Origin of the sequence: Methylobacterium persicinum, from assembly GCF_022179525.1 — a bacterium.
GTDB classification, from domain to species: domain Bacteria; phylum Pseudomonadota; class Alphaproteobacteria; order Rhizobiales; family Beijerinckiaceae; genus Methylobacterium; species Methylobacterium persicinum.
The window spans coordinates 1-11,188 of sequence record NZ_BPQX01000039.1 but is presented as its reverse complement, the minus strand read 5'-3'; the positions used below and the strand labels follow the sequence as shown (position 1 = coordinate 11,188).

Here is an 11,188-nt window from a genome sequence, read left to right as displayed (position 1 = left end):
AAGCAACCGGGAGGCGGAGGATCACTGACCTGCTCAGCGGCATCTTGCACAGCGCATGCCCAGTGCGGACAGGTGTGAGTCTTAAGATCAGCGCGGTGCCTGCGCTCCTGAACGTGCTGGCAGCGTCGCACGAACGCGTCTGTCCAGATTGCGGCCGCTGCAAGCCCACCGTCCGCCTGCGGCCCAACCTCGAAGTCCTTGAGCCCGCACACGGGGCATACGATCGATCCCATGAGAGCCTCCGTTCACACCTCCATCTCGGCGCCGACCTCCATCACCTGCTGGGCCGGCACGCACAGGTAGCTCGCCGTCTCCTCGGCGTTACGCTGCATCAGCGCGAAGATCTCCTCGCGCCAACCCGCCATGCCGGGACGTTTCTCCGAGGCCACCACCGTCTCGTGGCTGATGAAGTAGCTCAGGTGGTCGCAGTCGATGCCCTTGAGCCGGCCGTCCTCGACCGCCCGTCGCAGGGCGCGCGGGACATGAACCGTGTCCATGAAGCCGAACCGGAGCAGCACCCGCGTCACGTCCGGAGCGACCGGCACCACCTCGATCCGCTCGGCGTCTGCCGCGTGCGGCACGTCCAGGATCTGCAGCGTCACGAGGAGCACGCGCTCGTGCAGCACCTGCAGGTGGCGCACGAAGTTCATCAGCGGCAACGGCATGCCGTCCTCGGCCGAGGTCAGGAACGCGCCCGTGCCCGGGATGCGCGGCAGGTGCTTGGATTCGACGCGGGTCAGGAACTCCGCCTCGGGCATGCGGATATCGGCCCGGGCCGCCTCCAGGAGCTGTGTGCCGCGCCGCCAGGTCAGCATCAGGAAGGCGACGCCCGCCGCGAGCAGCAGCGGAAACCAGCCGCCCTCGAACAGCTTCAGCGTGTTGGCGCTGAAGAAGGTCAGATCGACGAGCAGGAACGCGCCGTTGACCGCGAGCACGAGGGCGAGGTTGAAGCCCCAGCGAAGCGCGATCAATGCCGCCAGCACGGTCGTGATCACCATCAGCAGTGACACCGCGATGCCGTAAGCGCCCGCCAGCGCGTCCGACGAGCCGAAGGCCAGCACCGCGCCGAGGGTGGCGAAGGCCAGGAGCCAGTTCACGATGGGCACGTAGATCTGCCCGGCCTCCTGCGAAGAGGTATGGACGATGCGCATGCGCGGGAAGAAGCCGAGCTTGATCGCCTGCTCGGTGAGCGAGAACGCACCGGAGATGATGGCCTGGGAGGCGATGACGGTGGCCAGCGTGGCGAACGCCACGAGCGGGTAGTGGATCCAGCTCGGCGCGAGCTGGAAGAACGGGTTGTCGACCGCGGCCGGGTTCGAGAGCAGCAGCGCGCCCTGGCCGAGGTAGTTCAGCACCAGGGCCGGGAGCACGATCGCGAACCACGCGAGCCGGATCGGTGCGCGCCCGAAATGGCCGAGGTCGGCGTACATCGCCTCGCCGCCGGTGACCGCCAGGAAGGCTGCGCCCAGCATGGCGAAGCTGACCGGCAGATGCGCGGTGAGAAGGTAATAGACGGCGCGGAACGGGTTCAGGGCCGCCAAGATCTCCGGCTTCTGCCGGATGCCGGCCGCGCCGACGGCCGCGATGGTGGCAAACCACAGCAGCATGACCGGTCCGAACAGGCGCCCGATGAAGCCGGTACCTTTGCGCTGGACCGAGAACAGACCGATCAGGATGACGACGGTAGCCGGCACCACAAAAGGCGTCACGCCGGGGGCATCGACCTTCAGGCCCTCGACAGCTGAGAGCACCGAGATGGCAGGGGTGATCGCGCCGTCGCCGTAGAGTAGCGCGGCTCCGATCAGCCCGACGACGAGCAGGATGGCGCGCCACGAGCGTGGCGGTGCATGCCGGGCCCCGAGCAGAGCAAGCATGGCCACGATGCCGCCCTCGCCGTGATTGTCCGCGCGCAGGATCAAGACGGCGTACTTGAGCGCGACGATGAGGAACAGCGACCAAAGGATGAGGGAGACGGATCCGACCACCGCGTCGTGCTGGAGGGTGCCACCTGCGGCTGCGACCTTGACGGTCTCCTTGAGCGCGTAGAGCGGACTGGTGCCGATATCGCCGTAGACGATGCCGAGCGCGCCGAGGGACAGGGCGACGGAGGCGGTTCGTGCCGGGAGCTGCGCTTCGCCTGCCTGGATCGCGACGGTCACCAGTTCATCTCCATCCACAGCCAGCCGAGCGCGACGGGCGCTATGCTCGGTAGCTCTCTTGGTCTCAGACGCTTGGCGAGCCGAAACAGATCCGCGTGATCGGTGGCAGATACGCCCCCGATGCCCCCGCAGCTCTCCGGCTGTCACAGAGGAAAGGAGAAGCGGTTTTAGAGGATCTTGGACCGATTATCTTAGAAAAGGACTTTGAGCCTATCGCCTAGTGTGTAGGCAAACCGACCGTTTTCCAGACGATCTGGGTCGCGCGTGCCGAACCTCTCTCAAAGCAGCCCCGTTTTGTTAGGAAAACGTGGCAGGAAAACTACTGACAGATAAACGCGCCTCGTTCACTATCCTGGCATGCTTGTCGGATACGCCCGCGTCTCCACCCTCGACCAGAACCTTGACCTCCAGCGCGACGCGCTGACCAAGGCCGGGTGCGAGCGGCTTTTCGAGGAGAAGAAGTCCGGCAAGGCTGGGACCAAGCGACCTGAGTTCGAGGCAGCCCTCGCCTACCTACGTCCCGAAGACGTACTCGTCGTCTGGAAGCTCGATCGCCTCGGACGCTCGCTCGTCGAGATGATGCGCACCATCGACGGACTACGGGTGAAGGACGTCCACTTCCGATCCCTCACCGAGCAGTTCGACAGCGCCACTGCCCACGGACGCTTTGCCCTCCAGATGCACGGCGCCATGGCCGAGTACTTCCTCGACCTCAACCGCGAGCGCACCATGGAGGGTCTCAAAGCCGCCCTGGCTCGCGGCCGCAAAGGCGGCCGACCCAAGAAGCTGACCGAGGCCGACATCGCCGCCGGCCGGGCGATGCTGGCCGCCGGCGACATCCCCGTCGCCGCCATCGCCAAACGCCTCGGCGTCAGTCGCTATACCTTCTACAGCTACTTCCCCCGTGCCCGTAGCTCTGCCAACGCCGGTCGGGGGTGAGCCCATGCCGATCCGCCCCGAGCATCGCTTCTTCTACCCGATCGACTGGCCCCAACTCTCGATCGCGATCCGCTTCGGTCGGGCCAAGGGGCGCTGCGAAGCCTGCAAGCGCCCGCATGGACGGATGGTCTACCACCTCGGCGATGGCCGCTGGTGGGACGGAGAAGCTGGGGTGTGGCGCGATGGACGCGGCAGGATCACCCGTCTGACCCTGGGTGTCGACGACTTGCTCACCCGCGTCCGTACGACCCGAGTGGTGCTGGCAGCCGCCCATCGCGACCACGACACCAGCAACAATGCGAACGCCAACTTGGCCGCTTTCTGCCAGCGATGTCACATGATCCACGACCGGCCCGAGCATCGCCGGCGCCGCTGGTTCACGCTGTTTCGGCGCAAGGCCCTCGGTGATCTGTTTCGCGGGCCCTACACCTAATCATGTCACCGCGGGGTCCTGTCGGCCTACTCCATTTTCAACGACTCCATGTAACCAGTGGCGCGTCAGAACTGTGAAGCTGGGGCGAAAGGCAGACGGTATTCGGCCGGCACGCGGATCGACGTCGTCAGCGTCCCATATGCGACCCCAAGACACCGTGCGCTGACACCCTCAGGTGTCGGAGCACGCGGCCAGCGCCATTTCAGTCGCCGATACCTCCGCCGCCCCTACCCAGCCGTTTGCGTGACGGAGTCCGTCGTACCCGCTCTTCTCCTTTCTTCGCGCCGCGGTCAGACCCGGCTGGGACAGGGACAGGCGCCGGCAACATGCCGGGGTCGCGCGTTTCCAGAGGTGTCCGGGTGACTACATCGAGGAGTGCCTGAGTGGCCTGGAGCTGCCGCTGCGTCCAGATATGAACCTCTCCAGCCCAAGCCTCGAGCTGTTCCCGCCACCTTCGCTGCGCGAAGCGGGACGCTAGATGTGATTTCCCGAGAGCACGCTCCGGGGCCGGCTCATGCCCTCGTGGGGCTACAATCCGTTCCAGCATAGTCTGCAGAACGCTCCCCTGGTGCGCCAGCATGTTCGACACATCCTCGGCCAAGCCCTCAAGCAGGTAAGTCCGGTGCTTGCGCGCGAATGCCTGCCGCAGTGGCAGCGCTGGCCGCCCTGCCACCATACGTTCTTCCATCGGCCGCAGCAGGGTCGGCAGCGCCCGCTCCGCCTCACCGCGCACCGCGCGAGCCCGCGCCAGGAAGGCGTGTGCGCTGGTCTGCTCGGGCGCACGCACCAGTGCCGCAGCGATGTCCGACCAGATCTCCTCCTCGTCGACGGGGAGAGCATCCCCGATTGGACGCCGCTTCCTGATCCGCCGTCGCTCCGGGGCTGCAGCGAACAGCATGTGCGTACGGTGCCGATGTCGGCTGGCGGCCGTGTAGGCGAGAAACGCGTCCACCCCCGCCGTCCCATCCGGGAAGGCTGCGATGTGCTCGTCCGAGGTGATGCCTTGGGCCATGTGCACCGTCATCACATCGCCGTACGTCAGCCGGATGCACCTATTCTTCGGATCGCGCAGCGTGTCCCACGCGACCCATGCCTCCTCCCCCTTGTCGTTTCGCAGCCGCAGGCCTGCATCACCGAGTCCGCGTACTGTGACGATGCTACCATTGTAGCCGATCGGTCCGCGTCCGCCGTCATCGCGTCGTCCGTTGGTGAGGGCATGCAGGCGTACGCGATCGCCAACCGTCAGGGTCAGCTCGTACCTTCGCCCGGACAAGTCCTCCGTCTTGATCTTCCATTCCTCTCCGGTGAGTTCGCCCCGGCCTTGCCGCCGCGCGCGGATAGCCAGGGCGAGGGCGTGGGCGCCGGCGTTCGTCGGTGCGCTCACCGTCAGGCTGAAGTTGGGGTCGTGCGCGTTCGCTCTATGGCGCTTCTCCCATAAGTTCGCGATGGCTGCGGCGACCGTCTCCTCATCACCCTCGATCAGTTGGGCCGTGCCGTCCGCGCGCTTGCGCGTCAGCGCCTCGGCTGCGCGCCCTTGCCGGAACAGTCCCGTCGTCTCCCGCTCCTGCTCCTCCCTCTGCCTGACGGTGCTCAGGATCTCCGGGATCGCGTCGTTCCCGAGGCTCTGGCGCAGGAGCTCGATCGTCGGACCGGCCGAGATCGACGCGCACTGGCGCTCGTCGCCGACCGCCACGATCCGGAAGCCGTAGCGCGCACGCAGCCGCAGTAGCTCCAGGAGTTCGCGCACCCCGACGAGGCCGAGCTCGTCCAGAACCACTACGCTGTCTGGTCCGAGCGTCAGCTCGCCCGCCTTGGCATCCCGCAGCAGCGTGGCGAGGGCCTTGCAGCGATCGTCCGGTATGCCGGCATCGACGAGGGCCTTGCCCTGCCGCCAGGCCAGGGCACCGCCGTAGACCGTCCGGCCCTCGGTATGCCAAGCGTCGACCAGGGGGGCGAGCAGGGTGCTCTTTCCGGATCCCGCCACCCCGATGACCAGGGCCAGCGCTCCACCGCCGCCGAGCCGGTCCATGGCCGCGCGCTGCGATCGCCCGTGCGCGCCTGCCCCGAACGAGAGGCCGCTCGCGCGCTCGAAACGCGCCACCCCGGCCGCGATCGCCGTGGCCGGCAGCGCCCCCGTCCGCTCAGCAGCGGCGGACCCGGCCAGCCTCGTGAACTCCGCCTCCTGGTCGACGTGCAGGCTTGTGGTGAAAGCCGCCGCCTCGCCGCAGCGGCCCCGCACCGTGCCCGGCAACAGGGCGACCTGCACGCCGTTCTGCCGTAGACCGCGCGTGCGGATCAGGTCTGTGACAACATCGATGTCGGCCGCCGTGTCGATGCCGGCGGCGATCAGTCCGCGCGCTGCTGCGAGCCGGAGCTCGGTCAGCTCGGTCACGGTCTGCTGCTCCAGCGGTTTTTCCAGCAGGTCGCGCGCGACCGCATAAGCCCGCTCGAGCCGCGTCGCCCGATCCGATGGGGCCGGCAGGGTTGGCTCGATCAGGCTGTGCGGCTCCCAGCCGAGTGCCGCCGCCTCCGCCAGCCAAGTCGCCCGGTCGCCAAGGTCGTCCGCCTTGGCTCCGCGCGGGTCCTGCACCGCCTGCTTCATCATCCGGACCCGCTCGGCCGGATGGAGCTGGTCCCAGTCGAGATCGCGCTCCTGCGCGAGCGCCCGCGCGGCGCGTTCCCCCTTACGTGTGCGCTTGGAGAAGCCGTCGCACAGCGTCTGTGGCACGGCCGTAAGGTGGGCCATCTTCGTGTTCGCGTCGAGCTCCACCGCGACGCCGGCCGCGCGCAGCTCCCGAGCCAGGATGGCCTGGTACAAGGCACCGAGCTCTTTTACCCGCCCGTCGAGGGCATTCGAGTCTAGGCCGCCGGCGTGACGCTCATCCGTGAGGACGAGGTTCGGCACGATCACGTGGGTGTGGAGTTGCGGGTCGCCCGTCACTGAGGGTCGCAACACCCGCGTCGCGACCGGAGGCGTCGTACCCTCGTCCGCCTCGCTGGGTCTGGCGGTGTAGTGGTCGAACGCGAACCAGGCGATATGCCCAGCGTCAGCGCCGTTGCGCCCCGCCTTTCCGCGCCGCGCCCGGCCGAGGAGTTGCTCGATCTGCCCCATAGTCTCGGCAAGCGCGCGGCGGTGGACCTGGGCGTAGATGGCGCGTTCGGCCTCCGTGGCAGCCAGGGCGAATGCCAAGGACAGCGATTTGGGCGCTGAGATCGTGAAGTCGATGTAGGCGACTTCGCGCCTGAGCTTCCCAATTTTTTTGCGGAACTGGAATATGTCGAGTGGCGCGCCATCGGCGCGACGCCCCTCGCACATATGGGCCTGCGCCTCCGGCGTCGGCTCGTCACGACCCTCCAAACCGTAGAGGCCGAAGAAGCGCCGTCGCAGTACCGCCTCCCGCTCCTCCAGCAGCGGCGCGCCGTCCGCACGGTGGCCGCGCAGGATCCGCTCGACCTCCCCGCACGTCGGCAGGCGTTCGGAGTTGAGACCGAGCGCCTCGGCGAGGCGGAGGCTCGCGCCTTGACGCTGACGCTGTTTGCCCGGGATCGGGCGCCCGTCGACACGATGGCCGGCCAGGAGCTGAGTGATCGCTTCCAGCGTGAGGATCTCGTCAGGCCGGATGCCGAGGCGTCGAGCCACCCCAACGTTGAGGTCGGGGCGCAGCCACGGTGTCGTCGGCGCGGATGCAGCCTCTGGCTCGGCGGCCACAGGGTGCCCGTAGCCGTAGTAGGCAGCGAGTTCGGCCTGATGCACCAGCAGCGTGGGCGTCATCAGGTGCTGGGCCATGTGGCGGCACGCCGATGGTATGGCCGCGTACCCGGTAGCATATGTCAGCATCGCAAAGCCTCCGCGCTCGGCTCGGCTTCGAACCGCTACGGCCTGCTCTTGCCAGTCAGAACCTGGATCAGCTTTTCGAGCAGCGCGGTATTCTCCTTCAACGTCGCCTGGATGGTCCCGAGCAGTGTCTTCAGGCGGCTGTCCTCCTCGGGCGGCGCCTCGGCGGCCTCGACGAGCCTCTCGAGCAGCCGCGTATTCATGCCCAGCGCCTCCGCCACGGCCTGCTGGCCGAAGGACAATCGGTCGAGAGTTTCGGTCAGGGTGTCCAGGCGTGCGACGAGAGTAGGTTCGGTAACCATCGGGATGCCTCCACGAATTCGGATTTTATACCTATTTAAAGATCTGCACCGGAGGTGCCTTGGTCTGTAAGAATTATTGAAAGTGGGGAAACCTCAGTGTTTCCCCACTTTCTCAGCCTTTCTACCCACAGTTGATGCGGGCATACCGCAGAAGATCCGTCATGCTTCCAGGCGCTATCACAATATTTTAAAGTAATATCGTCACCTTCCGCAAGCTGCCAATGCCATGACTGAGCAATTTGACGTCATACTTGACGCTGAATTTGATTTTTGGCTCGTTATGACAGCTAACCCAACACCGACTATCGTCGAAACGATCACTATACCGACGACAGTGGTTGTAAGTATTTTTGCTACGATAGCTTCAGTGATTTGCTGCGTAAACTCTTTCGCAAAATCACTGGCTATAAACTCAGGGTTTCCCAACCTTGAGTGGACCTCATTCGCAAGGTTCCTAGGTAGATTTCCTATCGTGGATCTGATTTTACCATTGACATCATCCGTCATTTTCTCGAAGTAAGATACTTGCTTGAGACATATATCCCCGACGGCCCTTGTGTTTTTATCGATCAGTTTGTTGAAGTCGGTGAAGAACCTTTGGCCTTCATGCTCGATGCTGTACTTATTCAGTACCTCCGAGCGCTGACTCCTCATCTCTTTGAGGTGCTCTTTCCCCTGACGGATCTGCTCATCCGCGCGTTCTTGTAATTTCTCGGACTGTATTGCGAGATGGCGCTGCAGAGTCGCCAAGCTCGCCATCAACTTGTCTTCGCTTGATGCGACTGTACGGGCATGCGCCTCATGACTCGACTCGATACTCAACACGAGCGTTTGGCACAGTATCATGAGGCTACTGTAGAATGGGAACATCCGATCGCCCGGGCGCAATCCCAAATCTTCCGTCGCCTGAGCGACATGCTTCAGCGCCCCATCGAAAAGACTATCCGGTGTCTGCGATCCCGGGGGATGCGGACTGGAAGATCCCACGCTCATGGCAGCCAAGCCTCCTGTTCCGCGAAGGCCGCCTCAACCTCTTTCCACCATTCCTCAATCTCGTACTGTGTTGATGGGCCAATCGGCTCACCGGTCGATCCGGACTTGCCATCAATGACGTCGAAAACATCCAAATCGAGCGCATTGAGCTGATCAGTGAAGTCAAATCTAGGTATCGTCATCAGGCCTGCCCCGCCGCTCACGAGTTGCTCGAGGGCAGGAGAAGACAACACCTCTGCAAGCGGGTCACGATGCCGTAGGCCCGAAACGCCATACTTTTTCGTAGGCGGGGCACCGGCATTCGCACAGAGGATGATCTTCTGTGCCTCGTAGCCTCGATCCTTGTCGGCGGTGAGGATGTTCGAGAGATCGCTGAGATCGTCGCCGAACGTATAGATGACTGCGACGGCGATACGTTTCGCCTTCAAATAATCCCTTAAACGGCTTGACTTAGCATAATCATCGAGCGTTCGATCGTTGCCACCGGCATCCCATACCGCAAAGCCGCGCTGAATGGTCACGAGGTCGACCATTCGACGAATGAAATCCCTCGTTTCCTCTTGCTCGCTCCGATGATGAACCTTGTCGGCGGAGCCATTGCCTTCATCGTAGAACGCCCGAAGGCCATCGTTGCTGCCTTCGGCATCGACGATCAGGACAGGATGGCCAGCCCTTCGGAGACGCTTGATCAGCAGGTTGGCAATGAATGTTTTGCCGACCCTACCTCTCCCGCAGAAAATATAGATAACGGCGGTGTATGCCGCCAGAAGCTCAGATAAGCCGAAATTTGATTTATGATCAGGGCATTTGATCGCTGTATCTGTCTCGAAGTCCAAAATTCGGCAAACGTCTGAGGTTTTTTGAGATTTACTTAGCTTGTCTTGCGACTTCATTACTATTAATCCTTCATTGTGATTGCGTATCACATGCGCCTACGCTTCAAGATCGGCGGCAGAGGCCGCTCCGTGTCGTGTTGTCCGGCACGTAGTTTTCGAAGTTTTTGCTGACCTTGCTCGTCCCGACGGGATCCAGTGTCGTCGGACCGACCGGCCGGTTCCGCCCATTCATCCACCAAGATCCCCGGTGGAAATTGCGCCGGTGTCGGCGATGAGACCGCCCGCATGACGTCGACCGGCCTCGCCGATAGCTCTCCCGGTCGATCTGGCCAGGACTTACGGCGGCGCCCGCGGTAGCGGTCGTCCCGGGACAATCCGGCTCGCTCGGCTACGATCGCCTTCCAGGTGGCTGAAGCCGTTCCCGGAGTCACCGGATCGCCGTGAGCGTTGGTCAACCCCGCCTCCTTGACGATGAGCATCAGGAGCTTGCGATCGATGTAGTGGGTCCCGATCAGCGGAATCAGATCCGCCCGCTCCCGGCGAAGGAATGGCCCGAGCCGACGATCCTGCTTTCGCGCACGTTTGATCAGAGCGTCCAGCTCTGGGCGCGAGATCGGCTTCTTCGTGTCCATGGCCTGCCTCGCTCATCGGGAGACGATCGCGTGGCGTGGACCGAACTTTTCCACACGCTCTCCGTTGCGGTCATGGGCAGGGATCGGAACCTTCTGGGGATCCGTGTCGAGCGATGGGAGCTGGGTTCGGCGAACCGGATCGGCCGATGAATCCGATCGTCGAAGGTGGTTGAGCCCTGGGCTCGACAGCATCGGACGGCACGCTCGCGGTGAGCTGGGCGAGCTTGGAGAACCCGGTCGCAACCAGTACATAAGTAGTTCCTTTCAGTATTTTTTTCCGGCGAATCGTGGTGGAATCGCTGTCCGCCTATTGTAGGCGCAGGATATCGGGTGAGATCAAGCGCCACGTCGGCGTGATTTCGCCGAGTTGACTGCGGGCGGCTTCCTGTGCCTACGCCAAAACGGCGCTCGCAACGCCTGCGAATCGTTGCAAATACTTCGATCGTCCGTTCGCGAGGGGGACGTCTATGGCAAATTAGCAACGCTATAGTGTTGCATTGTAGCAACGTACGTGGGATCTAGGATGACGGGGATTCAGTAGCATCTACGCAGGTAGGGGCGGTCGGACTGCCCATCACGGTCCAGTCCCTCGGTGCGGAGACCGTCCACTGCCGATCCACAGTGCCGAGCGATCGATGGTGACGGTGCATCCCACCGATCGCCGTGTCGTACCCGCCCGGTCCAGGGGTTTGCCGGATCACTCACAAGAGAGGACCGGGTCCTCCCACCCGGTCCTGAAGTCGTCGCTGTAGGAACGGTCGTTCGCGCGGACAGGTCCGAGTGAGCGGCGACGCCCGCGGTATCGGTTTGTAAGATCGATCAGGCCGGGTGGATCGGCCTAGCCGTGCCGCGCAGGCAGGCGATCGCCTCGCGGATCTCGACCGCGCGGCCGACGACAATGCGCTTGAGCCGATGGGCTTCGGCGACATCGTCTCCCAAGTTCGCCAAGCGCTCGTCTAGGTCGCCCGTCCGCAGCTCGCGTGCGAGCTGGTCCAGTCGCGCCAATGCCGCGCAAAACGAGGGTGTTTCGATCGTAGGTGTAGCGGCGCGCAATCGAAC

Annotated in this window: 9 protein-coding genes; 2 read left to right on the top strand and 7 right to left on the bottom strand. The window is 64.0% G+C overall.

Annotation, left to right across the window (positions count from 1 at the left end; genetic code table 11):
• Positions 1-245: 245 nt before the first annotated feature.
• On the bottom strand, positions 246-2,099 hold the full coding sequence (locus MFF22_RS17635) for a potassium transporter Kup (RefSeq protein ID WP_053609008.1): 1,854 nt from the start codon (positions 2,097-2,099) through the stop codon (positions 246-248).
• 417 nt (positions 2,100-2,516) lie between these two features.
• Here MFF22_RS17635 and MFF22_RS17630 point away from each other — a divergent pair, with 417 nt between their 5' ends.
• Both MFF22_RS17630 and MFF22_RS17625 read left to right on the top strand, forming a co-directional pair.
• The gene (locus MFF22_RS17630) at positions 2,517-3,098 is read left to right on the top strand and encodes a recombinase family protein (RefSeq protein ID WP_238250349.1); all 582 of its coding nucleotides are present in this window, start codon (positions 2,517-2,519) and stop codon (positions 3,096-3,098) included.
• A 4-nt stretch (positions 3,099-3,102) separates the two neighbouring features.
• Positions 3,103-3,531: a hypothetical protein gene (locus tag MFF22_RS17625; RefSeq protein WP_238250343.1), complete on the top strand. Its 429-nt coding sequence runs from the start codon at positions 3,103-3,105 to the stop codon at positions 3,529-3,531.
• Between the two features lie 202 nt (positions 3,532-3,733).
• Here MFF22_RS17625 and mobF read toward each other — a convergent pair whose 3' ends face one another.
• The 6 genes from mobF to MFF22_RS17595 form a co-directional block, all read right to left on the bottom strand.
• Positions 3,734-7,318, bottom strand: coding sequence for a MobF family relaxase (gene mobF, locus MFF22_RS17620; protein ID WP_238250342.1), 3,585 nt, complete (start codon positions 7,316-7,318; stop codon positions 3,734-3,736).
• An 86-nt stretch (positions 7,319-7,404) separates the two neighbouring features.
• Positions 7,405-7,668 (bottom strand): hypothetical protein, encoded by a 264-nt coding sequence (locus tag MFF22_RS17615; protein WP_238250341.1) that lies wholly within the window; start codon positions 7,666-7,668, stop codon positions 7,405-7,407.
• A gap of 201 nt (positions 7,669-7,869) precedes the next feature.
• Entirely contained in the window at positions 7,870-8,661 is a 792-nt protein-coding gene (locus MFF22_RS17610) for a hypothetical protein (RefSeq protein ID WP_238250340.1), read from the bottom strand.
• Positions 8,658-9,554 carry a hypothetical protein gene (locus MFF22_RS17605; protein ID WP_238250338.1) on the bottom strand — a complete coding sequence of 299 codons (897 nt, stop codon included), beginning with the start codon at positions 9,552-9,554 and terminating at the stop codon, positions 8,658-8,660. Before MFF22_RS17605 ends, MFF22_RS17610 begins: the two co-directional genes overlap by 4 nt.
• 29 nt (positions 9,555-9,583) lie before the next feature.
• Positions 9,584-10,129 carry a hypothetical protein gene (locus tag MFF22_RS17600; RefSeq protein WP_238250336.1) on the bottom strand — a complete coding sequence of 182 codons (546 nt, stop codon included), beginning with the start codon at positions 10,127-10,129 and terminating at the stop codon, positions 9,584-9,586.
• A gap of 819 nt (positions 10,130-10,948) precedes the next feature.
• Positions 10,949-11,188: hypothetical protein (locus MFF22_RS17595; RefSeq protein WP_238250334.1), on the bottom strand; the 240-nt coding region annotated here is incomplete at its 5' end.